At 48.9% G+C, this 26136-nt stretch carries 19 protein-coding genes and 1 other RNA gene; 9 read left to right on the top strand and 11 right to left on the bottom strand.

The features are described from left to right. Positions 1-10 precede the first annotated feature (10 nt). From MKQ68_RS15130 to MKQ68_RS15120, 3 genes are all read right to left on the bottom strand, one after another. Positions 11-3562, bottom strand: a complete 3552-nt coding sequence (locus MKQ68_RS15130; protein ID WP_264279851.1) for a SusC/RagA family TonB-linked outer membrane protein — start codon at positions 3560-3562, stop codon at positions 11-13. Positions 3563-3839: 277 nt separating this feature from the next. Continuing rightward, a complete protein-coding gene (locus tag MKQ68_RS15125) occupies positions 3840-5009 on the bottom strand; it encodes a FecR family protein (RefSeq protein ID WP_264279850.1) in 1170 nt (389 codons plus the stop codon). Between the two features lie 123 nt (positions 5010-5132). Further along, positions 5133-5738 (bottom strand): RNA polymerase sigma factor, encoded by a 606-nt coding sequence (locus MKQ68_RS15120; RefSeq protein ID WP_264279849.1) that lies wholly within the window; start codon positions 5736-5738, stop codon positions 5133-5135. 720 nt (positions 5739-6458) lie between these two features. Here MKQ68_RS15120 and MKQ68_RS15115 point away from each other — a divergent pair. The 3 genes from MKQ68_RS15115 (at position 6459) to MKQ68_RS15105 (ending at position 8350) form a co-directional block, all read left to right on the top strand. Continuing rightward, positions 6459-6965, top strand: coding sequence for a chitin binding peritrophin-A domain-containing protein (locus tag MKQ68_RS15115; RefSeq protein ID WP_264279848.1), 507 nt, complete (start codon positions 6459-6461; stop codon positions 6963-6965). A gap of 95 nt (positions 6966-7060) precedes the next feature. Next, positions 7061-7537: a hypothetical protein gene (locus tag MKQ68_RS15110; protein ID WP_264279847.1), complete on the top strand. Its 477-nt coding sequence runs from the start codon at positions 7061-7063 to the stop codon at positions 7535-7537. Between the two features lie 417 nt (positions 7538-7954). After that, on the top strand, positions 7955-8350 hold the full coding sequence (locus MKQ68_RS15105; protein WP_264279846.1) for a hypothetical protein: 396 nt from the start codon (positions 7955-7957) through the stop codon (positions 8348-8350). 79 nt (positions 8351-8429) lie between these two features. On the opposite strand, the gene ssrA is transcribed toward MKQ68_RS15105, so the two are convergent. The 4 genes from ssrA to MKQ68_RS15085 all read right to left on the bottom strand — a co-directional run bounded on the left by ssrA (position 8430) and on the right by MKQ68_RS15085 (position 13037). Then, positions 8430-8801, bottom strand: a transfer-messenger RNA (tmRNA) gene (gene ssrA / locus MKQ68_RS15100). A gap of 61 nt (positions 8802-8862) precedes the next feature. Continuing rightward, positions 8863-10218, bottom strand: coding sequence for an RIP metalloprotease RseP (rseP, locus tag MKQ68_RS15095; RefSeq protein ID WP_264279845.1), 1356 nt, complete (start codon positions 10216-10218; stop codon positions 8863-8865). Positions 10219-10285: 67 nt separating this feature from the next. Continuing rightward, a complete protein-coding gene (locus tag MKQ68_RS15090; protein WP_264279844.1) occupies positions 10286-11449 on the bottom strand; it encodes a 1-deoxy-D-xylulose-5-phosphate reductoisomerase in 1164 nt (387 codons plus the stop codon). A 97-nt stretch (positions 11450-11546) separates the two neighbouring features. Continuing rightward, positions 11547-13037, bottom strand: coding sequence for a GH3 auxin-responsive promoter family protein (locus MKQ68_RS15085; RefSeq protein ID WP_264279843.1), 1491 nt, complete (start codon positions 13035-13037; stop codon positions 11547-11549). A gap of 305 nt (positions 13038-13342) precedes the next feature. On the opposite strand from MKQ68_RS15085, the gene rplU reads away from it, so the two are divergent. The 3 genes from rplU to MKQ68_RS15070 all read left to right on the top strand — a co-directional run bounded on the left by rplU (position 13343) and on the right by MKQ68_RS15070 (position 14442). Continuing rightward, entirely contained in the window at positions 13343-13645 is a 303-nt protein-coding gene (gene rplU, locus MKQ68_RS15080; protein ID WP_244839545.1) for a 50S ribosomal protein L21, read from the top strand. A gap of 28 nt (positions 13646-13673) precedes the next feature. After that, complete coding sequence (gene rpmA / locus MKQ68_RS15075) at positions 13674-13952, top strand: 50S ribosomal protein L27 (RefSeq protein ID WP_248073049.1); 279 nt, start codon at positions 13674-13676, stop codon at positions 13950-13952. Positions 13953-14019: 67 nt separating this feature from the next. Beyond that, on the top strand, positions 14020-14442 hold the full coding sequence (locus tag MKQ68_RS15070) for a hypothetical protein (RefSeq protein ID WP_264279842.1): 423 nt from the start codon (positions 14020-14022) through the stop codon (positions 14440-14442). Between the two features lie 290 nt (positions 14443-14732). On the opposite strand, the gene MKQ68_RS15065 is transcribed toward MKQ68_RS15070, so the two are convergent. From MKQ68_RS15065 to MKQ68_RS15050, 4 genes are all read right to left on the bottom strand, one after another. Beyond that, complete coding sequence (locus tag MKQ68_RS15065; RefSeq protein ID WP_264279841.1) at positions 14733-16559, bottom strand: cellulase family glycosylhydrolase; 1827 nt, start codon at positions 16557-16559, stop codon at positions 14733-14735. Between the two features lie 84 nt (positions 16560-16643). Continuing rightward, the gene (locus MKQ68_RS15060) at positions 16644-18080 is read right to left on the bottom strand and encodes a rubredoxin (RefSeq protein WP_264279840.1); all 1437 of its coding nucleotides are present in this window, start codon (positions 18078-18080) and stop codon (positions 16644-16646) included. After that, on the bottom strand, positions 18077-21574 hold the full coding sequence (locus MKQ68_RS15055; protein ID WP_264279839.1) for a nitrate reductase: 3498 nt from the start codon (positions 21572-21574) through the stop codon (positions 18077-18079). Before MKQ68_RS15055 ends, MKQ68_RS15060 begins: the two co-directional genes overlap by 4 nt. 5 nt (positions 21575-21579) lie before the next feature. Next, positions 21580-22890, bottom strand: a complete 1311-nt coding sequence (locus MKQ68_RS15050) for a NarK family nitrate/nitrite MFS transporter (protein WP_244839539.1) — start codon at positions 22888-22890, stop codon at positions 21580-21582. 330 nt (positions 22891-23220) lie between these two features. On the opposite strand from MKQ68_RS15050, the gene moaA reads away from it, so the two are divergent. The 3 genes from moaA to MKQ68_RS15035 are packed head-to-tail and all read left to right on the top strand — an operon-like array spanning position 23221 to position 26133. Then, positions 23221-24201: a GTP 3',8-cyclase MoaA gene (moaA, locus tag MKQ68_RS15045; protein WP_244839538.1), complete on the top strand. Its 981-nt coding sequence runs from the start codon at positions 23221-23223 to the stop codon at positions 24199-24201. A gap of 16 nt (positions 24202-24217) precedes the next feature. Then, complete coding sequence (locus tag MKQ68_RS15040; RefSeq protein WP_264279838.1) at positions 24218-25402, top strand: molybdopterin molybdotransferase MoeA; 1185 nt, start codon at positions 24218-24220, stop codon at positions 25400-25402. Positions 25403-25404: 2 nt separating this feature from the next. Continuing rightward, the gene (locus MKQ68_RS15035) at positions 25405-26133 is read left to right on the top strand and encodes a sulfite exporter TauE/SafE family protein (RefSeq protein WP_244839534.1); all 729 of its coding nucleotides are present in this window, start codon (positions 25405-25407) and stop codon (positions 26131-26133) included. Positions 26134-26136 lie beyond the last annotated feature (3 nt).

Below are 26136 nucleotides of genomic sequence, written 5' to 3'. Positions count from 1 at the left end.
TACTTTTAAATTAAAAGGACACGTTTGCACCGGCGGTTATCACCCCCTGCATGTTTCGGATACCTCCTAAGAATTCAGGATCGATTCCGTATTTATTTGCTTTCCAGAGCATCACGTTTGAGACCTGTGTCCTCAGTGTGATGCTGCCGACCTTCAGGTTGTTTACGAGCCTCTGTGGCAATGAATAGGAGAGGGTGATGTCCCTCATTTTTACGTAGGAGGCATCCAGTACATTAAGGTCCCCGTTGATGAAATATCCGATATCGCGCCTGCTGGTGGAAAGCGAAGTGTTGCTCACATAAGCAGGCACATTTGTAAGGAGCTCGTCTCCGGGCTGCTTCCAGCGCTCATTGAAAATGGTATGGATATTCCCCTGGTTTAAGTTGATGGCCGAAGTGTAACGGCCCGCAATCAGGCCAAGGGCGTTTGTGCCGATCAACCGGCCGGTATAAAAGTTTCCGACGTCTCTTCTCATTTTATGTCCCAGGTTGAACACTGCGTTAAGCCCCAGTGAAAATCCTTTATAGGAGAACGTGTTGGTGAGCCCTCCGCTGACCGGCGGCTGGCTTGTGCCTTTGTAAGCGATATCAGCAGGCACAGAGACATTTCTGGCTTTGGTCACACTGCCGTCTGCCCGGCTGATCATGGGATCACCCATGGCATCCAGGCCGGCATAGTTATAGGCAAAAAGCGCATACGCCGAGTAACCGGGGAAATAGACCTGGCTGATCAGCTGTTCACCTGTTGTCACAGGGGCGGGCAGCCTTAGTTCGGTGATCCGGTTTTTGTTATAAGCTATGGCCAGGTGGCTCGTCCATTGGAAATTCGCTAGGTCGATGTTGGTCGAAGTGATCGAAGCTTCAATGCCATTATTCTGCAGGCTGCCGAAGTTTCCCACGATGGTGGAAAAGCCGGTAAGCGCGTTCACGCCCAGCTGGCCGATCAGGTCGTTGGTTTTTTTCCGGTAATAATCCACCGAAGCGGAGATGCGATTGTTAAGCAACGCAAAGTCGATTCCGAAGTTTACGGTTGCGGTGCTCTCCCAGGAAAGCTTGGGATTTCCAGGAGTGGCTATCGAGAGAGTCCTGCCGCCCGGCAAAGAAGCCGAAGAAGCGGAAGTCAGGATGTCGAAAGAGGAAGCGGTGCCGGGAACAGGTGCATTTCCGGTGACGCCATAAGTGGCACGAAGTGCGAGCTTATCGACGAAGTTTACATCTTTAAAGAAAGGTTCGTGATGGATCATCCACTTGACGCCGGCACTCCATAGCGGCCGGTTCTGTGCCCCTTTTTCCAGTCCGAAGAGATTGCTCTTGTCAATTCTCCAGCTGGCATTCAGCGAATACCTGCTCAAAAACGAGTAGGCAGCATTCGCATAATAGGAGTTAAAACGGGTTTGCGCTTCACTTTCAACGTAAAAGTCCGCAGGCAGCACGCTCCTGCCGAGGTTATTCATGAAAATAGGATTTTGTAAACCCAAACTGAGGGCAGCATAATCAACAGGCATGCCGCTGCGCAGCTGTCTGCTGTATCCCCTGACGGTGCCTTCGTTGGTGGTCAGGAGCTGTTCCTGCGCTTCCTGCCCCAATAAGGCGGTCACCTGGTGGCGCATGTTTTGAAATTCCCGGTCATAGACAAATTGGTTTCTGATCGTCCAGTCCCGCTGTATACCATTGCTGGTAAAGAACTTTCCGCCGGTCACAGGAAGGTAGTAAACAGGCGTCACCGAGGGGTTTGCCGCTACGGTAAACTGCAAGAGTTCATTTCGCTGCACGAAACTGCGGTTGTCGTCATATCGTGTGCTTTTATAGTGTCCCCTGATGTAACCATAGACACCTTCGTAGCGCAGTCCTTTGAAGAGATTTAGTGTGGTTCCCCCTGTGATCCTGTTGAGCAGGGCGTTACTGCGGTTGTCAGCCAGCCCGACGTCGTCCAGCGGCTTAAAGTCCAGGTCAATTCTGCCTCTTGCTGACGCTTCGGCTCTTGCTGCATCAGAAAAGTCTCCTACGTATGGCATTGACAAACTATTTCCTTTTTCATCCCTGAACAGCTGGTAGGGATAAAACCTGTTGGTTACGTTTACTTCCCGCGGAGATGAGCCGATGGTGTTGGTCAGATCGGTGATGAGAAAGGCGCTGAGAAACGGGGTAATTTTAAAGTCCTGTCGCACATTAATTTTGTAGCTCTGGTTCTTTGCGCCGGGTTGGCTGGATCTGGTGTCCGTGTAGGCAAGTGAGCCATATATCGCATGCACCTTCCCGCCGCCGTTAAAGGACAACGTGTGGTTCATCAAGGAAGCGTTGCGGTACCAGAGGTCCTGGATCTGGCCCCTGTTGCTGATACCTGCGAGACTGTCCAGGCTTTTGTCGGCCTGCGCCTGGGTGATCAGCCCTCGGGCCTGGTTATAGAGAATTAATTCATGGGGAGGTATCGCAACGCTATTAAGCCCTCTTGGCATCGCGGATGCTGTATTCCAGGGATAGGCCACCGGATCAAAAACTTCCCTTGCCGCCTGGATATACTGTGCGCTGGTCAGAGAAGGCTGATAGTCGAGGTCCGGCTTACCCTGAAAGCTCAAAAAGCCATCGTAGTTTATGGTGAGTTTTTCTGACGCTTTTCCTTTTTTGGTACTGATCACGATCACGCCGTTGGATGCCCTAGCGCCATAGATAGAGGCAGCGGTAGCGTCCTTTAAAACGGTTACGTCTGCAACATCCTGCGGATTGATCGAATTAATGTCGGCAACCGGAATACCGTCAACAACAACCAATGGCGTTCGGTTGGAGTTGATGGAACTTAAACCCCGTATTAAAACGCCGCTGCCTCCCGGCGCGTTGTTGATGGTCAGTCCGGGGATGAGACCGTCCAGCCTTTGGATCACGTTCATGCTGGTGGAGCGGTTACGCATAATTTCATGATCGGGCTTTCCAAATGAGCCGGCGCTTCGCTCACGTGCAATCCGCTGGTAGCCTGTATTGACAATCGACACCTCCGCAAGCTTCCCCTCCAGAACACTCAGCGTTACGGCGCCCATGTTGGCTGAAGCATTTACTTCTTTTGTCTGGTAGCCGAGATATGAAATAACGATGACCGCGTTTTCTTCGACATTGGTCAGTGTGAAGGTTCCGCTTTCCCCTGTGATAACGGCCTTTCCGGTTCCCTTAACCCTTACAGAGGCCCCCACCAGCGGCTGCCCGCTTTCGTCTACAACCGTCCCTTTTACGTCAATGGCATTAAGCCGGTTGACGATGTTATCCAGAAGCGACGGTTTTGCTTTTGGTTCTATCAGGATGATCCGTCCCTCGATTTTGTATGTCAAATCTGATCCTCTTAAAACGGATGAGAGCGCCTCATCCAGCGAGGCGTCCTTCAAAGTAATGTTTACACGTTGTTTGTCAGAGAGGATCTTTCCGTCAAAGACCATACTAAACCCGCTCTGCTTGCGGATCTCGGTAAGGGCTGTCTGAAGTTTGATATTTGCTTGGTTCAAATTAATGCGCTGCCCAAATGTTGCGGCACTGACTTGTAAAAGGGATGCGATGAGTACGATGGTGGTTAGTCGCATAATCAACAGTATTTTATGGCACAGCCGCTCAGGCACACCTAGTTTCCTGGTATAAAATCTATACATTTGTTTTGAGTTTGGTTGATTGCAGCAGGCTTCAACTTTCCACGGGAAAAGCTCGCTGCAGGTTAATGGTTGATCAGTTTATCTGGTTACATGACCAGGCTCCAACCAGATCTGAATAGGTCTGGTTGTTTTGTTAATAATTTCGCGTAGTTCTATTTCATATGTATGTCTGTTTAAGATTTATAATGGGTGTTAATGATATTTGAGTTGTCTATTTCGAAACATATAATCTGCGCCCGTCAATCCTGAAATGGATCAGGCTTGTTGAAGAAATTGCTTTCAGTACTTCCGAGAGTTTTTCTTCCCGGGAGATCCATCCGCCGGATTCAAGATCGTCGGGAACGGATGCATCATAAATAACCTCCAAATCATACCACCGGGCAATTTTGCGCATCACCGTCTTGAAATTCTGGTCATTGAGGTCAAAGCCCCCGTCTTTCCAGTCCAGCGCGTTATCGCGGTCCGCTACGGCCACCGTGATGCCGTCGCCGCTGTTCAGGGCCTGCTCACCCGGTTTTAGGGTTTTTGTCAGGTGACCCGCATTTACTTTTACGCTGCCCTCCAGCAGTGTCGTTGTGATCGCTGCCTCATTGGGATAACTGTTGATGTTGAAATGGGTGCCTAACACGACGACATCCTGCTTGCCAGCCCTGACGATAAAAGGATGGGCATTGTCTTTGGCGATTTCGAAATAGCCTTCACCAGACAAGGTAACATGCCTTGTTCCGCCTTTGAGAAGGCCTGCCCGATAGCTGAGGCTTGAGGCGGCGTTCAGCCAGACAAGGGAACCGTCAGGCAAACGCAGCCGGTAGGTTTCCCCGTTTGCTGTTGACAGCGTGTTCATAGCCTCTGCGTCACCCGGATTGTCTTTGATTTCATAGACGAGGTCCCCTTTATCCGATTTGATGATACGTACGCCTGTTTCATCGGCAAGTAGCCCACTTGCTGCATCGGTCAGTCTGATGCTTTTTCCGTTTGATAAGGTCAGCGTCGCGCCCTGTTTTCCGGGGGCAATGTCATTGTTTCGACCGATGGTTTGGGGACGGTCTTGCGTATGCTGGTAATAGAGGGTTCCGCAGATCATCAAGGCAACAACCGATGCAGCCACGGCAATTCTTTGCCAGACCCTGATATTCCGGGTTTTCGGCTCGCGCACGGCTTCGGATGCGAATATATAATTCAAAACAAGCTGCTGCTGCAGGGGAGGTATTCCTGATCCGTTCCGGTCTTGCTCATACGCGCCGGAAAGGAGGCTTTCCAGTTGACCGCCATAAAGCGGGTTTTCTACATAATCAAAAAATTCCGCCCTTTCAAGATCGGTCGCCTTGTCGTTTAGATAGAGGATCAGGAGTTCCTCCAGTCTTGGGTTGCTGTTGGTCATTTTGGTGATTTGTCGATTACGGGCACAATTGTGCGTTCGTAAACAATGACACCATTGGCGGAGGCTTAGGGTTACATAGGATCCAAAAAAAGATGCAAAAGATTAATTATCAACAATATAAAGTTATCTGGCAAGGGCAATGATCAGCAAAGGGTATAGAATTGCATGATTGGCGAACTGAATCCTGATTTTGCGGATGGCACGCTTCATGTGCACCCGGACGGTCTCCACAGAGATGCCAAGCTTTAGTGCGGCCTCTTCATATTTCAATCCTTCGACGTGGCAGAGCTGATATACCAGCCTTTGCTGAGTGGGTAGTTCGGCAAGTACGGTATTGAGAAGCCGAACGGCATCATTATAGTCAAGTTCCTGATGCGTTGTCTGATCCGGCAGTACGTTTTCAAGTCCCGTCTGGTCAGCTTTCAGCGGATAACGTAATCGGTTTTCCCTGCCGATTTTTCTTAGTACGTTCAGGGAATGATTGCGGACAATACGGTTCAGAAAAGCGGGGAAATTGTCTATGCTACTAAGCTCTGTTCTCGCTGACCAGATTTTTAAAAAAACATCCTGAACCACTTCCACTGCGGCTTCCTCAGATTTAGTAACGCTTTTACTGAAAAGATAAAGGTCACGTTGATAGTGGTTGAACATCTTAGTGAAAGCACGCTGGTCACCGGCTGCAATCATCGCCAGTAACTCCGCTTCATCACTAAGAGGCTTCAATGCCATGTGCTTATAAAATCGTTATTAAAATACTTCGAAATCTTAGCAATAATAGATAATTATTCGCAAACCATGGTAAGCCACACCGTCAAAGTAAGCTGGCGGATTGTATTCTTTTTCTTTGCTGTAGTTCATTGCTGCATATTTCACTCAAAGTGGTCAGCTGATTTCGCTGCAAAGTGGTCACATTTTAACTGGCGAAAGAAATTCACTTCAGGGTTTGCTGGCCTGGCAAGTTAACGAAGGATTTCGTCTTGCCTTACATAGGCACTTCGGCTTGCGACTTTAGGTTTATCTGATCCGCAGGTCCCATCTCCTTGACACACGACTTAAATAAAGGCCTACAATCGATTTTCCAGCACCTTCTGGCTTGTACCTGATGACAACCACATGCTCTTCTCAGCGGCGCTTAGAACATATTTTTCATGCCAGCTTAGGAAGACACCAATCAATAAACTTCTAATCTGCAGGTCAAACGGACCACTTTTCGGCGGAATTGCTGCAAGTTTAATGCGGAACATGGTGTCATCATGTTTGCGGAATTACTAACCAGTTTTGCCGAAATACCACTCGAGGCTTTTAGACAAATGTGTTTTTGGAGTCAGGTTCAAACAGACCGGCTACCAGATGATCGTAGAGTTGATATTTTAGTATATCGATATACCTAGAAATTACTAATTCTATATGAAAGTTCGTCTGTATATTGCCTGTAAACCTATTTTCTTTATGAAGCGTTTGTTAATTAGTCTATTAATTATTAGTCCTGCATTAGTTAGTTTTCAAGAAGAAACTTATTTGCCTGGTCCCGACTGCGAATCATTTTATGCTTGCATTGACGATGTTTGTGTATTACATACTTGTTCGCCTGGTCTTTATTTCAATTGGGTCGAGCAAAGATGTGATTGGCCTGATCTATCCAATTGCGGAGGCGGTGATGTGAATAAGTCATTTGCATTAATCAATCCGCCAAACTCAAGCATCGACATGGTAATTTCAGGAGGTACACAAATGGATGGGAAAGCTACCAACAACAATATTTTAGGTGTAACACTAGTTTGGACCAAACAGTTTACATCAAGTACAACGATCTATGCCGGAATTTTACTGCCCGGTAACAGCATTACACATAGCGATTACATCTGGGGCACGGTTCCCAGGACTTACCACCACTCGGCAAGTACAAGTTCTGATGCTGCGAATATAACCTTTAATTATAGATCAACTTACCTGTAGCCCATCTTTAGTTACAATCTCTTCTTATAAGCATTTGACCACCTTTCAATCAAATAATACCCAATATGAAAACGTTGATAATATGCATTTCCATTATGGCATTAGTAGCCTGTGGTCGAGACAAGAGCCTCGACGGAAGCCCACTTGGACTTAACGGGCTGCAGCTAAATGAAGCAAATGCGAGCAATGCTGGATTTCAAAAACGAATCTCCGACGAGCGCCTTTTAGAGTTGGCCAAAAGTAAAGAACACATTAATCTGCCCCTGTCGGCAGCCAAGAATATATTTGAAAGATCGAAAGCCAATAAGTCTTTTAGCGTTGACACTATGAACCTGTTTAGAACCACCGTCTATCGGTTCTATTCGAATGTCTCCGTACAGAACAAAAGGCTTTCCACGGGCCTGAACTCAGGCGCTGAGATAGGAATAAATGAGGATTTGTTCCAGGAGCTCAAAGCTGGGATAGAGGTTATGAACAAAGAGTTATCTAAGAAGAATGACGTCAATGATCAACTCTCAGACAGTTCGATTCGTGCTAGCATTTCAATGCAGTTACAAAAATTTCCGAGATAACTTGAAGTCCATTTTCTATTCCGGAAAATAAAACGAATGAGTTTAGATGCCTGATGAGGGACTGCACTTCTTGACTTCCTCATTATTGAATAACATAATGATTTGGAGGCGCCACTGCTCATGCGTGGCGCCTTCTTGGTGTTAGGAGGTGTTATCTGAGTTGGTACAGTTGTAACAACATGTAAGAATTTTAATTTATTTGATGGGCGCCTTCGGAATACCGTCATGAGCGAGGAATTGCCCCTTCGATCCGTACTTAAGTGCTACTGTGGTTTACCGCTTACAGGAGCTCCTTCCACAGGCAAATTGGGTAAGCTATATTACTACTATAAATGCCGAGAAAGACGGCACCTCAATCTATCCGCAATTAAGGTTCATGATCAGTTCGATAGGATATTGCATGCAATTAGTATTCCCTTGGATATTTTAGATGAAATTAAGACAGCCACGTTGGATTTGTTAGGAAAAACTGATGCGTCTATGCAACTCGGAGTGAAATCGCTCAAAAAGGAAATAGGTGTGATGGAGAAAAAGACAAAGGATCTTGAGGAAAAGTATTTTGCACAAAAAATATCGCAGGATACCTACGACAGATGGTCAAGGGAATACTTTGAGCAACTTACCGCATTACGTGCTCGGCTTAAGAAAACCTCAACAAAGGCTCCGGATTTACTAAAGCTTTATGAAGAAGAAATTGGGTGTTTAGGTGATCTTAAGGAGGTATTTGCGAGGGCTACAGTATTCTGGTGTTCGATAACCACCTATATTACGAAAAGGGCAGTTATCGAACCCCACATTTGTTTCCGGGACTAACTTATAATCCACTAGAAAACAATGAGTTAGATTTACTTTTTGTAAATAAAAAAGGGGAACTTTGTGGTAAGTTCCCCTCAGGTGGAGCTGGCGGGAGTCGAACCCGCGTCCAAACACATCCTCCGAAAGCTTTCTACATGTTTATTTCTGCATTGTTTTGTCGGGACCAAGCAGGGGCAAAACAAACCAACCTGGTCCTTATCCGTTTAGTTTTTCATCGCATACTCACAGAAACCATATGCGCCTATCCCTCTATGGTTTGATTCGGCGGCGGGAGTCGTAGTGGGCAGCAACTCCGGCGGCTATAATGGGTGCGCTAATTTAATTAGGCAGCCATGGCGTAGTTAGATTCGCCATTTGAAGTTTGGGTATTCAGATTTACGTGCTAATTATCCAACGCACGACATGCTTACACTTTCAAAGACCTATGCTGTCAAAACCGGTCAGCCCCGGTGGAAGGCAAAGATATAAAAAAAGGGCGACAAGTGCCGCCCTTTAATATTTCAGTTAGTTTAGAACCATCCTCTTATCGCACGCCACAGGTCAAGACCATTGGCGAACAGCAGCAGGCTGAACAAAATCACCATGCCCACGATCTGTGCGTATTCCATGAACTTGTCGCCGGGTTTACGACCGGTAATTATTTCATAGATCAGGAACAACACGTGCCCGCCGTCAAGTGCCGGGATAGGCAGGATGTTCATAAATGCAAGAATCACGGATAATAAGGCCGTCAGTGACCAGAAGCTCTGCCAGTCCCATACTGATGGGAACAGGTTGCCAATGGCGCCAAATCCGCCTAAAGATTCAGTTACTTTCACTTCTTTGGATACGAATATCAGGCGCAGTTGCTGCACGTAGTCTTTCAGTTTTTCGACAGCGGTGCTGAAGCCGGCCGGAACGGCCTGGGCGAAGCTGTAATCTGTAGTAACGAACTTAAATACGTCTTTGCCTGAACGAATAGAAACACCCAGTTTGCCAGCGTAATCACCTTCCGCCGGGATGCTTACGCTCTTCGTGAGGGTGTCGCTACCGCGAAGGATGGTGAGGTTGACGGTCTTTCCTTTGGCTTTCATCAGCTCACGCCCCATGAGGTGTAAGTAATCAGCAGGAGCGCCGTTAACGGTCAATACTTTATCGTTCTTCTGCAAGCCGGCGGCTATTGCATGTTTGCTTTCGGGCCCGACGCTATCGATCACGGAAGGCACGCGTACGCCAATAAACTCGCTGCGTCTTTCAATCACTTTACTGATAAACATCTCGGGGATCGGGATATTTACCTGCTGGCCTTCTCTCTCCACCTGGATGCTTTTGGCCTCTTTTAACACCATCACTTTGGCTACCTCGTGAAAGTTATCGACTTTGTGGCCGTCTACGCTCAATATCATATCGCCATCGCGTAAGCCAATGCTTTGGGTCAGCGAGTCGGTTGCGATACCATAAGTGAGATTTTTAGTCGGCAGGTAGGTTTCGCCCCAATACCACAGGATCATGGTGTAAATGAAAAAGGCGAGTACGATATTTACGGTCACCCCGCCGATCATGATGATCAGTCGTTGCCAGGCTGGTTTCGACCTGAACTCCCAGGGCTCGGGTGGTTTCGACATCTGCTCTTTGTCCATGCTCTCGTCGATCATGCCGGAAATTTTCACATAACCACCTAACGGCAGCCAGCCGATGCCATACTCGGTTTCTCCTTTTTTGAATTTGAAGAGGGAAAACCAGGGATCGAAGAACAGGTAGAATTTCTCAACCTTGGTCTTGAAAAGTTTAGCTGGGATGAAGTGGCCCAGTTCGTGAAGCACCACCAGAATGGACAGTGATAAGATCAACTGTCCTGCTTTCACTAATATTGCCGTTGTTATCATTTATTTGCGTTAAAACCCCGTTAAGGTAATGCTTTTTTAAAAATGGTTAAGTGTTATAAGACTGTTATCAGCCCAGGCGATCTACCAAAGATGCAGCATAATTGCGCGCTGCGGCGTCAGTGAGATAATAATCGTTGAGGGTCGGTTTGGCCTGGAAAGGTATTTTGGCCAGGGTTTCTTCAATTACCTCGGTCATCTGCAAAAAGCCGATGCGGTTACGGAGGAAGGCGTTTACCACTTCTTCGTTCGCGGCGTTCATCACGCAGGCGGAGTTACCACCAATCTTAAGCACTTCCATGGCAATAGCCAGGTTGCGGAAGGTTTTGGTATCGGGTGCTTCGAAGGTGAGCGATGGATAATTTTTAAAAGAGAACCGCGGAAATGCGTTCGGCAACCTTTGTGGGAAGCCCATTGCATACTGGATAGGCAGCTTCATGTCCGGAAGGCCCATTTGTGCTTTCATAGAGCCGTCGGTAAACTGCACCATGGAGTGGATGATGGACTGCGGATGTACGATCACGTCGATCTGGTCGGCCGTAAGGTTAAATAACCAGCGCGCTTCGATCATTTCCAGGCCTTTGTTCATGAGGGTGGCGGAATCGATCGTGATTTTTGCGCCCATGCTCCAGTTAGGATGCTGCAGGGCGTGGTCTTTTTTTACATTGATAAGATAGTTGGGCTTCTTACCGAGGAAAGGTCCGCCGGAAGCGGTAAGCACTACTTTCTCCACACTGCCTGCCGGTTCGCCGATCAGGCATTGGAAGATGGCGGCATGCTCAGAATCTACGGGGATTACCGGCACGTTCTTACGGCGCGCGGTAGCCATGACGATATCGCCTGCTACTACCAATGTTTCCTTATTGGCCAGCGCTACCGGTGTGCCCTGTTCAATCGCTGAAAGGGTAGGGGCCAATCCCGCGAAACCAACAATGGCGGCCAGCATCATGTCGATCGTATTCCAGGATGCCACTTCCACCATCGCTTTGGCGCCGGCAAACACTTTGATGCCTTTGTCGAACAGCACATCCTTCACCTGGGTGTACTTGTTTTCATCACCTATCACAACGGCGTTGGGCCTGAACTTTAAGGCCTGCTCGATCAGCAGCTCCGCATTGTTCTGGGCCGTCAGCACTTCTACTTCAAACTTTTCGGGGTGCGCTTCTATCACGTCCAGCGCTTGTTTGCCAATGGAGCCGGTAGAGCCGAAAATGCCAATACGTTTCTTACTCATGGTCATGTTATCAACACAAGAGAATGACCTCTTGTCAGAAAAGAATAGTGGTTAATGGTTTGCCGTGTCTTTCTAAAGATTAACGAAGGCGTGAATGTTACAGGAACGGCGCGAGACCATCCGCTATTTTACGATCGTTGCTGAGACGGGGCACTTTATTTTGTCCGCCCAGGCGTCCTATCGATTTCATATACTCGATGAACCCGTTTTTCTTAATCGGGCGAATCTTCAACGTTTGAAGAATGTTGCCGGTAAGCAGGTCGTCATAATAAATGTTCTTTTTGCGCATGGCATCATCTACCTTTTTGGCAAACGCAGTTATGTCCGCCGGTGCATTTTCAAATTCCACGAACCATTCGTGGTAAGGCAGTTCGCCATCTGTTTGCACCCTTGGCGCCACGGTAAATTCGATAATACGAATGTTTTCCTGCGCCGCGATGCTCATCAGGCTATGCTCTACTTCTTCGCCGATTACGTGTTCGCCAAAGGCAGAAATGAAGTGTTTCGTGCGACCGGTTACCACGAGGCGGTATGGATTGGTCGATACGAATTTAACCGTATCTCCAATATTATAGGCCCACATACCCGCGTTGCTGTTCACGATCAGCGCATAGTTCTCACCCACTTTTACATCTTTCAGGGAAAGGCGGGTTGGGTTTTCGGAGAAGATCTCGCCGGCAGGCACAAATTCAAAGAAGATACCGCTGTTCGTATTCAGCAGCAGCCCTTCCTGCGTTTGCGTATCCTGGAAGGCGAAGAAGCCTTCGGAGGCCGGGAATGTTTCCACCGTATGCATGGGCCGGCCGATAGAGTCGAGCAGTTTGGCCTTATAAGGTTCAAAGTTCACCCCGCCGTGTACCAGTACACTGAGGTTTTTGAACAGTTCTCCCACTTTTTTACCGCTACGCGCGATCAGTTCGTCAAAATACATCTGCATCCATGGTGGTATGCCGCTGATGAGCGTCATATCCTGGTTGATGGTTTCGTCTACGATCTTAGACAGCTTCGTTTCCCAGTCGTCGATACAGTTCGTTTCGTACGAAGGAAGCTGGTTCGTGCGCAGGTACTTCGGTACGTGGTGATTCACAATGCCGCTGAGGCGCCCGGTCGGGATGTCGCCGATACGTTCCAGTTCGGGAGAGCCGGACAGGAAGATCAGCTTTCCATCTGCAAAAGCCGTATTGCCAGTTTCTGCCATGTAGCACAGCAGGGCGTTACGGGCCGTATCGATATGATTGGAAATCGAGTCTTTCGAGATCGGGATATATTTAACGCCGCTGGTAGTGCCGGAAGTTTTAGCCAGGTAAATGGGTTGTCCCTTCCACAGTACGTTGTGTTTACCCTGTTTGATCTTATCTATATAGGGGCGGTACTGCTCGTAATCACGGATAGGTACAGCCTGCTTATATTCTTCGTAGGTACTGATGGCGTTAAAACCATGTTCGCTACCAAATTCAGTCTTTTTGCCAGTTTTGATCAAATCTTGCCAGATAGCTCCCTGATCTTCTACCGCCCGCATCATTTCCTTCCTGATCTTGGCAGATATATAAGAAGCAAAAGGCTTGGCCAGCAGTGCTTTAAACTTCATGCCGCTGTGTTTATTAAATTAAGGTAAAAAACAAAAGTATAAAAATTGTGACGCATTGCGCCGCGGGCACTGCCTTATTTTGAGGAATTGATCGAGGTAGATAGGTTGGGTGTTCATCCTCAGCCGCTGGCAAACAATTACAAACAATTGTTAAAAAAAACTAAAATTGTAAAAAGTCCGTATCTTTGGTGGAATTATTGTGTGACGACCTGCGTATTTTGTACTTGGGTCCACATAAAAAGTACGAAAAACTTTGTTCATTTAAAAGTAAAGGTTACCTTTGCCGAAATTATTTTTGGATAACTATGTTCGCAGTTGTTAAAATATCAGGTCAGCAATTCAAGGTGCAAAAAGATCAGGAGATCTTTGTTCAGCAATTGAATGGCAACGTTGGAGATAAAGTAGAATTCTCTGAAGTGTTGCTGTTAAACAATGACACCAGCCTGACCGTAGGTACTGATGTAAAATCAGTGATCAAAGCAGAGATCCTCAGCCATGTACAAGGGGATAAAGTGATAGCTTTTAAAATGAAGCGCCGCAAGGGTTTCAGGAAGAAAGTTGGTCACCGTACCCATTTTACTAAAATCAGGATCAACGATATTGCTTAATTATTAAAAAGTTTAAAGACCTTATACAATGGCACATAAAAAAGGTGAAGGTAGTGTAAAGAACGGCCGCGATTCCCAGAGCAAGAGGCTTGGAGTAAAAATCTTCGGTGGTCAGGTTGCCGTAGCTGGTAACATCATCATCCGTCAGCGTGGTACAGTATACCATGCTGGTCAGAACGTTGGAATTGGTAGAGATTTTACCATTTTCGCGATGACAGATGGTGTAGTGGAATTCAGAAAAGGCCGTGAGAACAAAACTTACGTTTCTGTAAAATCATTTGACACCACTGCTCAGGCGGAAGCCTAAGTTAGTGTTTGCCATAAAGTTTTTTTTAATACCCAATTTTAATTACTAACCCAAAATTCAAAAAACAATGGCAACAATTAAAAAAGCGGCTGCTAAAAAAGCTGCGCCTAAAAAGAAAGCTGCTGCTAAGAAAGCCGCTCCTAAAAAAGCTGCTGCTAAGAAAGCTGCTCCAAAGAAAGCTGCTGCTAAGAAAGCCGCTCCTAAAAAAGCTGCTGCTAAGAAAGCTGCTCCTAAAAAAGCCGCTGCTAAGAAAGCTGCTCCTAAAAAAGCTGCTGCTAAGAAGGCTGCTCCAAAGAAAGCCGCTGCTAAGAAAGCTGCTCCTAAAAAAGCTGCTGCTAAGAAAGCTGCTCCAAAGAAAGCCGCTGCTAAGAAAGCTGCTCCTAAAAAAGCTGCTGCTAAGAAAGCTGCTCCAAAGAAGAAAGTTGCTGCTAAGAAGCCTGCTACCAAAGCACCTTCTGCTCCATCAGCACCTGCAGCTCCGGCGATCTAATCTCGGAACTACAAATTCGATTTATAAAGCCTCGGCACTAGCCGGGGCTTTTTATTTGCTGTATACTGCGGATCAGTTTTTTTGCTGCTGAAGAGCATCGCTTTTAAGGGATTGTCTAATCGGGATCTGCCCGGTCTTAACAAGGAAACAGTGCAATAGAAGCTTCTATGAAGTCAGCCCTAATCAGGATGTTTCATACATCAAAATGCACCAAACCCTTAACAGGGGGCTCAGGTAAATCAATCCTATGCACAAAAAAAACGCCGGCTCATCACCAGCGCTTCTCCATATCATCTAAACAACGACAACGGTCGCAACGACGTATGCTTTATACTAAAAGGATGTGTTTCCGCCACTTCCTTGCCCCAGCCGTACAAACTTTCGTAAGCATCGGTCTTCGTCATATCCATGGCGGCACAATCGCCGTTGCCCGGCCCCCAGCTCCAGGCCAGCCAGCCAATGCTTTGGTGTTGGCAGTATTCTAAAATGTAGTGGTATGGAATACAACAGTTACACTTCACTTCCATAGGGGCAAACTCGCCGACCAATAACATGAAGTTCTTTTGAATGGACTTGTCGATCGCACCGGCTATGCGACTATTAGCAATACCCGAATCCCATATGTGCCAGGAGAAGATGAGGTTCTTCTCAGGATCGGCCTGTAGCAAAGCATCGGCGCCATTGATCAGGAAGTTTTCGTTACGGCCCCAGTTGGCGGCGTCGATGACGAGTGGTACATCTATCCCGGCTTTGCGTAATTGTTTAATAACGGATGAATAACGGGTGTTGAATTGTTCCTGCGTTACTTTGTTGTCGCCGGCCTCGTTAGCAATATTAAGTAACAAATAACGACGATACTTTTTAATAACAGCGACTACATCTTTACGCACCCAATAATCTGCACAGAGTTGCAGCTTGTCCCAATTGCCTGTAGCATCATGCAACTCGATAATCGGGATCAGTTTATGTTTGATACTGTTGCCAATGATAGTGTCCAGTTGTGCGCCACCGCCGCCGGCGGTTGTCCAGACGATCCGAACGGTGTTGGCGCCGGTCTTAGCGATTTCGGGGAAGGACTTTTCACCGGTTTTATCTGACCACACGTTCATCTTATTCACGCCTCTCAATACGACTTTCTCGCCGCCGGGTGTATACAGGAAGCGGCCTTTCACATAAAGATGTGTGCGGGTTGGCGAGGCAGAGAGCCATCCGTTGCTGCTCATCCAGTCGGCGCAACGGTCCATCCAGCGCTCGGTGCGACCTTTGATCTGTAATCCGAATCCATGTCCACCTTGCTGAAAGATGTGCAGCTCCGCAGGTATTTTATATTTGCGCAGTGCCTCGTAAAATTTGATACTGTTGGCAGGTGGTACTACATCATCGTCCGCTGCAAACACCTGGAAGGTAGGGGGCGTAGTAGGACTCACTTGTTCGTCATTAGAGAAATAAGTCAGTGATTGAGTACCCGGATTGTGACCGAGTAAGTTAAATGCTGAACCCTGGTGTGCATTATGGTTAAAGCTTACGACAGGATAAATCAACATCATAAAATCGGGGCGAAGACTAATGTTCTCCGGGTTAGGGATAAAGCAACTATCATAATGCGTACCTGCCGTGGAAGCCAGGTGCCCGCCCGCTGAAAAGCCCATAATACCGATCCGCTGCGGATCGATGTTCCAGCGCTGGAAGTTTTTACGCACCATACGAATGGCTTGTTGCGCATCCTGTAGTGGTGCGATCGATGGGGTTGATTGTTTCGTTGCATCGGGAATGCGGTATTTCAACACGAATGCGGAAACGCCTATCTTATTAAACGCCTTTGCCACATCCGCCCCTTCGTGGGCTGCGGCTAAAATGCGGTAGCCGCCACCCGGACAAATAATCACAGCCGCTCCATTGGCTTTCGATTTCGCCGGGCGATAAACGGTGAGTGTTGGTTCTGATACTTTGGAGATGCGAAGAATGCCTCCGCTGGTTTCGCTCGTTTCCTCATTTTTACCGGAGAGGTTACCGGGAATAGCGCCTTCATAAAGTGGAAATGCTGACTGGGCTTTGAGCGCCAGTACTGATAACAACAATGAAAACAACAATGAAAACAACAACAGGTAATGTTTCATCGAACTGGGCATTAGTGCTTAATAATAAAACGCTGCCTGGTTGACGGGGCAGCCTGCCTGAAGATAATGAAACTTACCGTAGCATCATATAGCCGTCACAGTTTTATAACATGCCAGTGGCGCCTCGCAAACGTTACATATATACGTGTCCGGTAGGTCGCTGAATAAGGTGCCCGGGGTAACGCCCTGTTCCGGATCGCCGGTGGCAGGATCGTATACGGTAAGGCAGTCGGGGCACTGGTGAAGAGGGACAGCGGTGGTTTCGGCGGTAGCAGCGATATGGTTTTGAACGTAGTAGCGCTGCAGCAGGTCTTCCTGGCTGTTATGCTCATAAAAGGTCTTGCATAACGATACCAGGTACACGCCCAGGTGTTCTTTCTGCACCTGCTCGCGGTACAATATCCATTCGCTGGCGTTGGGGTTGAAGTCGCGGGCGTACAAGATGTCAAAACGATCCTGGGAGCGCAGCCGCCCGGAAGCAGCATTCCCCCGCAAACGGATAATAACAGACCCGAACAACCCCGTCGTACTTTTCATACGAATGTTGAAGCACAACCCATAAGTACGCACATCCTCCCGGTCAAAATGCCGGATGATGTGGCGCTTCAGTTGCAGATCTTCCTCACTCTCCACGATCCAGTTCAGCTCATTGGCGGCATGCCGTACGTTTACGCGGTGTTTGCCTAAAACATAATCCCACAAAGGCCGGTGGGCCGGTGATATATGTCTTATGATCAGCGATTTCCAGGTGGTCGCGTACAATTCACCTATGCCGGTTTCCAGGCAGATGTTGCAAATTTCTTTTAGTAATTGAACGGAAAACTGCTCGTTCCGGCGATATATCCCCAACCAGTATTGCTGCCCTTCCCGGTTAAATCCTTCATAATAAGGCAGATGGAAGGTAGGCAAGGGGAGGGGATGGGTGACGGGCAGACTAATATACGATACGCTGATGTGGTTCACCAGTTCGTTCAATTCGGTAACGCCGGCCAGCAGCATTTTTTCTATCGAGGCAGATACGTCAGCAATGTTATTACTGTACACCAGTTCCGGCCAGTGCAGGATGGTATTGGATTTCGGCGGACGAATAGCCAGGTGCCAGTAGTGTTGATTGGTGGCGGCAATCCAGTTGATATGACTGCTGAAATACGGAACAAAGGTTTGTTCCCGGTCGCAGATGCTGATCTTCAATGACGGACTGAATTCAAAAGAATCGAAAATGTCTTTGTACACGCCCTCTGCCAGCCAGCTGTCCTGCAGCAGGATGCCTGTAGCGGGATACGTACTCGTCACATTCGGTGCCGGCCTGCTGCCTTTCAGATAGGCGAGCCCGTTAGCATCGCAATTCTTTTGGAACGAGCGGAAATTCTTCTCCGGCACATCTATCAACAATTGCTGCCGCAGGCCGAAGCGCACTTCTTTCACCATCGCCGCTTCTGCCACATCGAGCAGGCGAAGCAGGATGCCGGGGGATATGATGCCGCCCGTAAAGTTGATCGCTACCGGTATATCTTTCTTCATATGTTGATGTCGGCGGTTAATGATGGCACAAGCGCCAATTGTTGCTCCAGGATGGCTTTTACTTCAGGTTTACAGCTACCGCAACCAAGTCCCGCCCCGGCAGCGGTGCATAACTGCTGGAAGTCGGTAATGCCTGCCGCGATCTGCTGACAGATATTTCCCTCGCCCACATTGCCACAGGAGCAAACGAGTTTGCCGGAAACGGGAGTGGCTTTCTTGCCGGAACGTAGCAGTGACAAGCGTTTCTCCGACAGCTCCGTTTGTTGCTGTATCAGGTCCTTAAATTCGGAGAACTCGGTCTTATCGCCAATAAGAATCGCGCCGACGAGTTTATCCTGGTAAACAATACACTTCTTATAGTAATGTTTGGCGCGGTCGATAAACACTACTTCCTCGTAACCCGCGTCTTTCGGCGCTTCTATCATGCCCAGCGAGCAAAGGTCCAGGCCATGAATTTTGAGTATGTTCATGGATACGGTGCCTTTATAATAGCTGCCAATGTCGCCGCTAAGGTGACTGGCCACGATCGACGCCTGGTGTTCTGCAGCGGCGGTGATGCCGTACGTCATGCCATTATATTCGGCGATTTCGCCGATCGCGTAAATAGATGGGTCGGATGATTGCAGGTATTCATTCACGACAATGCCGCGTTTACAGTCGAGCGCTGCAGCCTGCGCCAGTTCTATGTTAGGTACGGTGCCGATAGACATCACCACGGCCTGGCAGTCGAGCAGCCTGCCGCTTTTCAGTCGCACGCCTTCCACATGCTGAACGCCCTGGTAGCCGGCCACTTCGTCGTTAAAGATCACTTCAATACCGCGGTCGGTGAGGGCTTCGTGTAAAAGCTGGCTGCCCATCGGGTCCAGCTGCCGGTCCATTAGTTTAGAGCCGCGTTGCAGGATGGTCGCATCAATGTTCATTTCACGAAGCGAGCCAGCGAGTTCTATGCCCAGCAAGCCGCCGCCAATGATCAGCACGCGGCCTTTACCCGGCTGTACATGCGTTTTAAACTGGTCGGCATCGATGCGGGTGCGCATGGTAAAGATGCCAGGAAGCGGTGGCGTGTCTTTCAACATTGCAGGCCGGCTGCCGGTCGACAAAATCAGTATGTCATACGAATGCACCTGGCCGAGATCATCGGTAACGGTTTTGGCAACGCGATCGATCTTCGTGGCCGAAACGCCTTTCAGGAAACGAATGTCAGCATCCCGCTCCTGGCGGCTCGTCATCTTCACCAGCTGGTCCCAGCCCTGGCTGCCGCTGATGTAGTCGGGCAGCATCACGCGATTATAGAAGGGTAATTTTTCTTTACTGAAGATGGTGATTTCATCTTCCTGGTTCAGTGCGCGGTAACTATGTACAAAACCATGTGCGCCGGCGCCGGCACCGATGATGAGGATGCGCTGCCGTGGCTTTACGTAACGACGCGCATTCACAGCGGCGTATTTAAAGTCAGGCTGCTTCGATTTTTTGTCGATCATCGGAGAGGTAATATTATTAGCCCTTTGCAGGTCATTACCCAATATCTTTCCCCAGTGCATAGGCAGGAACACCACGCCTTTTTTGATCTTTTCAGACAGTTGTGCTTTCACCCGAACCGAGCCGCGCGCGCCATTCACTTCTACGAGGTCGCCCTCGCCAATGCCGCGATCCACCGCGTCTTCGGGATGTATCTCTATAAATGATTGTGGGATATGTTGTTTTAGTTTACCCACTTTACCTGTCTTACTCATCGTATGCCACTGGTCGCGGATGCGGCCCGTAGTAAGGATCAGTGGGTGTTCCGGACTTAATGACTCCGATTCATTTACATCCGGAAAACTGTGAATGACCGCCTTTTGGTCGGGGGTATAAAACTTGCCATCAGTGAACAGGCGTTGGGTACCTTGTTGCTGATAAGGCCATTGGATGCTGCGGGCGGCTTTGATCGTATCGTGACTAAGACTGCTGATGTCGATATTGGTGCCTGCTGTAAGCGCGCAATGCTCCGCATAAATAGCTGCTGCATCCGTATAGTCGAATCCGTGATAACCCATCTTCTGCGCAAACCGACAAATAATTTCTGCGTCTGGCAAAGCATTGCCGGGTGGTTCTTTTAATTTAGGCAGATACGTGATGCGCCGTTCCGCATTGGTCATCGTCCCTTCCTTTTCTATCCATGCCGCTGCGGGAAGTACCACATCTGCGTAAGCCAGCGTTTCCGGCTTGTTCGATATCTCCTGCACTACCACAAACTTCGCTTTCTTCAACGCGGCTTCTGCTCTTTTTACATCGGGTAAGCTCACTAACGGATTGGTGCACATGATCCAGATCGCTTTCAGGGAGCCGTTTTCCAATGCTTCGAACATCTGTGTAGCGGTAAGACCGGGCTTGTCGGAGATCGTAGTGCCGCCCCAGAAAGCCTGCACTTCCTGCCGGTGCGCGGGGTTCTCGAGGTTACGGTGAGCAGGTAGTAAGTTAGATAAGCCGCCTACTTCACGGCCGCCCATCGCGTTAGGCTGGCCCGTAAGTGAGAGCGGCCCGGAGCCGGGTTTGCCAATCTGGCCAGTGATGAGATGGAGGTTGAGCAAACTGAGGTTTTTATTAACGCCGATCGCGCTCTGGTTCAGCCCCATCGTCCACATACTCATAAAACCTTTGGCTTCGCCGATCAGCAGCGCAGCCTGACGAATATTCTCAGCCGGCACCTGGCAGATGGCCGCAGCTTCTTCCACACTGCGTTGCATCACGTTATCGCGATACGCCTCATAGCCATTGGTATTTGCGTGTAAAAAGACGGGATCGATATATCCTTCTTCAATCAATATCCTCCCGATGGCGTGATGTAACACCACGTCCGTACCCGGCAGCACCTGCAAATGTAAAGTAGCGATGGAAGCGGTTTGCGTTACTCTCGGATCGCTTACAATGATCTGTAAGTCCGGATTGGCGGCCTTCGCAGCTTCCACTCTGCGCCACAGGATAGGATGGCACCACGCGGGATTAGCACCCGCAACGAAGATGCAGTCTGCCAGTTCGATGTCGTCATAACATACAGGCACCGCATCTTCCCCCAATGCCATTTTATAACCTACCACCGCGCTGCTCATGCAAAGACGGGAGTTGGTGTCTATATTATTACTGCCGATGAAACCCTTGATGAGTTTATTAACAACATAGTATTCTTCCGTAAGGCACTGACCGGAGGCGTAGAAGGCCACCGAATCAGGCCCGTACTTATCGATGAATGTTTTAAACACGGCGGCAGTGCGCTCCAGTGCCTGGTCCCAGCTTACCTGCTGCCTGGATTGATAGCGGTTATAACGCATCTCGGGCTGCAACAAACGATCGCTCGTATCCATCACGGTGTAATGGAGGTTCATGCCTTTGGAGCAAAGCATGCCCTTGTTGACAGGATGGTCTTTGTCGCCTTCCACTGTTATTTGTCCATTCCTGTCTTCGCGTACAATCACGCCACATCCTACGCCGCAATAACAGCACGTTGTTTTTACCATAAGCGTTAGTTAATGGCCAATACCGGTTGATCTGCCTTTTCCGGCTCTTGTTTCGCTTCTGTGATTTTACCGAAACGGGTCACTAATACGACCAGTGCCACACCCATTACAATGAAACCGATGTAAGCAAAAGCCTGTACATATGTGATGCTCGACGATTTAAAAAGAAACCCGAACAGCATGCCGCCCACGTTACCGCCTGCACCTACGATGCCGCTCACCAGTCCCACGTTCTTCTCATTAATAAAAGGAACAAGTCCGTAAGTAGCGCCGTTCGCCATTTTCAGGAATAACGCAAAGCCTAACATCGATACGATGGCCATGCCCATGCCGCCGGAACGGGAGAACAGTACCAGTCCGATGCCTTCGAGCAGCAATACGATGGCGAGCAGCCAGCCTTTGCCTTTCAGACCGAAGCGCAAACCTATTTTATCGGAGAAGATGCCGCCCAGTGCGCGGGCAAAGATGTTCATGAACCCGAAAACACCGGCCCAAAAACCTGCGTGGCTTTGCGATAAGCCGAACGAATCGGTGAAGTGGAGCGCTGCCACGTTGTCGAACGTGATCTCCATCCCGAAACACATCGCATAAGCCAGCGCAAGCACCCAAACGCGGCGGTCGGCCAGTACAGACCAGTCAGCCTTCTGTTTGCTGCCTTCGTGCCCAATGTCTTTGTAATTACCTGCCGGCGTATCTTTCGTATAACGATAATAAAGGAAAGCGATGCCCCACATCATGAGTCCGGGTATGATCATCGCATAACGCCAGGCTTCGGGTTTGGTATAGCCGAAAGAAACGATGGCCGCGAAAACGAGCGGCATGACCATATTGGTGACGCCGCCTCCCAGGTTGCCCCAGCCGCCGGTAACCGCATTAGCCGTACCTTTCAGGTGTGGTGCAAACATCATAGAGGTGTGAAACTGCGTTACTACGAACGAAGCGCCGATAATACCGATCGCAAAACGGAATATTAAAAAGGTGGTGTAATCTTTGGACAAACCTACCAGCATCACCGGGATGGAGCCGACCAGCAGTAGTCGTACCGCCGTAATACGTGGTCCCCAGGTATCGCACAGGCGGCCGATAAGCAGGCGGGCCAGGATGGTAGAGGATACGGAGGCGATGATAATATTACCTACCTGGCTTTTGGTGAGGTGAAGGTCTTCCCGGATGGTAGGCATGAGCGGCGCGAGGCCGAACCATCCGAAGAAACAAACGAAAAACATCAGCCAGGTGATGTGAAACGTGCGCATTTGAAGGCTGTTCAGGCTGAAAATGTTCAGTTTCTGCAGCGGTTGTTGAGTGGCATTTTGCATACAAACAAGTTTAAATTGATGATCCAGGCGCACATTGTTTGGGTGTATGAGAGGATTGCCAGCCCGTCCGCGGTCGATCAGGTAGCACCTTGTGGATTTTGCATCAGTTTTTCGTAGGTTTATAAAAGCAAAATGGCCAGTATACTAATTACATTGTAAAATATTATATGTAATACTTATGATCGCAATTGTTGCTAAAAAGTCGCTATTTTTATGATCACAATCATGAAATTAGGCAAATAGGTTCATATTTTATATCTCATGATGTGATTTGGATAATATATTTTTATTTACTATTTATATAAAGAAGAAGAAAGAGGGGTGATTTTTATGCTGAAGGATGGGTTTAACAGGAAACACGACTATCTGCGGTTATCGCTTACGAATAACTGCAACCTCCGCTGCACGTACTGCATGCCGGAGGAGTCGTATACGCACTGGCCGGCTGCAAGTATGATGCAGGCGGATGAAATCATATCCCTGGTAAAAACATTCGTGGCAATGGGAGTTAACAAGGTGCGGCTCACGGGCGGTGAACCATTGGTCCGCAAAGATGCCCCGCAGATCCTGCTCGCCCTGTCTGAATTGCCTATAGCACTGGCGATTACTACCAATGGTACCCGGTTGGCGCCCATGCTGCCCGTCCTCCAACAAACCAACGTCCGCACCATTAACGTCAGCCTCGATACGCTGCAGGCAGACAAATATCTGTTACTCACCCGCCGCGACCTGTTCAACACGGTCTATCATAATATATACCAGCTGCTCGAACAGGGCATCCGCGTGAAGATAAATATGGTGGTGATGAAGGGCGTGAACGAAAACGAGCTGCCGGCCTTCGTGGAATGGACACGCCACCTGCCGATCAACGTACGGTTTATAGAGTTTATGCCCTTTGACGGTAATCGCTGGAGCAGCAACCGCGTATTTACGCACGAACAAATGCTGGCGAACATTGCAGAACATACGCCATTCGACGGCCTCCCGTCTGCCCCGCACGACACGGCCCGTCACTTCCAGGCTTCCGGGCACACCGGTACTTTCTCGATCATCAGCAGTATGAGCGCCCCGTTCTGCAGCACCTGCAACCGCCTGCGCCTCACCGCCGATGGTAAACTGAAGAACTGCCTGTTCTCTACTTCTGAAACGGACTTGCTCACAGCATTAAGAGCCGGCCAGAATGTACAGGAACTGATCCTGCAAAACCTGGCGCAGAAAGCGAAGGAGCGCGGCGGCCAGTTCGGTGAAGACTTTGCTGATACAGTAGCCGCCAGCCTTGTCAACCGTAGTATGATCGCCATTGGCGGATAACTATACAACTTACTTTATGATCGACGTATCCACCGCACTTCACATCCTGCAATCCAATACCAGTGTGCCTGCACCGGCGATGTTGCCGTTACAGGAGGCCACAGGTTTCACACTGGCTGCGGATGTAAAAGCGCCCCGTAACATGCCCGCCTTTCGTCAATCGGCAATGGACGGCTATGCGTTCGATTACGCCGCCTGGGATAAAATATCACCCCTGCAAATCGCCAGCGAAGTAGCCGCAGGCGCGACGAAGGTAATGTCTTTACTGGCCGGACAAGCCGCACGTATCTTCACCGGCGCACCGATGCCGGAGGGTGCAGACACTGTCGTGATGCAGGAAAAAACGAGCGTGACAGATAAACAGTTGCATGTTCTCGATACCGCGCTGCAGGCCGGCTCTAATGTGCGCCCAATAGGCTCCGAAATAGGGGCAGATGAATTGGCATTACCCGCCGGCACACTCTTAACACCGGCCGCTACCGGTTTGCTTGCTGCGTTAGGTTTCACAAATGTTGCGGTGTACCCACCACCTCGCGTAAGTATCGTGGTAACAGGCAATGAATTGCAAACACCCGGCCTGCCACTCGCACCCGGACAAGTATACGAATCCAATTCCTGGTCATTACGCGCGGCGCTTGAACCATGGCGGATAAAAGAAGTAACTGTACGTCACGCACCCGATGATCCGCAACAGATTGTTGCGGCACTGGCAGCGGCGCTGGAGGAAGCAGATATATTATTGGTGACGGGCGGCGTAAGCGTAGGCGATTACGATTACGTAGCACAATCACTGACAGCATGCGGCGTGGAAACATTGTTTCATCGCATCAGACAAAAACCCGGGAAGCCTTTATTCGCAGGCAGGAAGGAGGATAAGATCGTATTCGGTTTACCGGGTAATCCATCTTCCGTATTGACTTGTTTTTACGAATACGTACGCCCGGTAATCGCCTGGCGCATGCAGCATCCGGGCCATGATAGCAGCATTAGAAAATTACCACTTACACATGATCACGAAAAACCGCCCGGACTCACGCACTTCCTGAAAGCACGCAGCGACGGGCAGGAAGTGACGTTGCTCACCGGACAGGAGTCATATAAATTAAACACGTTCGCGCTCGCAAACTGCCTGGTAGCGCTGGATGCAGACCGCGGACAATGGAAAGCGGGCGAAGAGGTGGCAGTACATTTTATTTCCTGAAGATGCTTACATTTTATATTTTATTGCTGTTGGTCGCGTTTCTATACGCGTCAGTTGGTCATGGCGGGGCCAGTGGCTATTTGGCGCTGATGGCGCTCTACGGCATTGCGCCAGATGTGATGAAACCGACGGCGTTAATGCTGAATCTATTTGTTTCACTCACAGCGTTTATTCAATTTTATCGCGGCGGACATTTCGACTGGCGGCTGTTCATCCCATTCGCGCTGGCCTCCGTGCCGATGTCGTTTGTCGGTGGGCTAATCACACTCGATGGCATGATCTATAAAAAGCTGCTCGGCGTATTGTTATTATTACCAGTAATACGTTTTGTGTTTTTCAGGAACGTGCCGGACGAGCAACTGAAACCTGCGCCCATTGCAGCTGCACTGGGTATTGGTGGCGTAATTGGGTTGTTGTCCGGGATGATCGGCATTGGCGGTGGTATTATCCTTTCGCCTGTGTTGTTATTGTTGAAGTGGGCCAACCAGAAACAGGCGGCCGCCGTGAGCGCCATGTTTATCTTCGTTAATTCTTTATCCGGATTGGGCGGACAATTAATAAAAGGTGTTTCGTTTACGCCGGATATGGTGGCCTATGTGGGTGTTGCTTTTGTGGGTGGATTGGCGGGTGCGTATGTCGGCGCCGTGCGATTTAATCACGCGGTGTTGAAACAAGTGCTGGCCGGCGTATTGGCCATTGCGTCGTTTAAATTATTATTTGCAGGCATTTAATCA

This window comes from Chitinophaga horti (genome assembly GCF_022867795.2).
GTDB classification, from domain to species: domain Bacteria; phylum Bacteroidota; class Bacteroidia; order Chitinophagales; family Chitinophagaceae; genus Chitinophaga; species Chitinophaga horti.
Note: the sequence above shows the minus strand (reverse complement) of the source record. Positions and strands in the feature narration are given on the sequence as shown.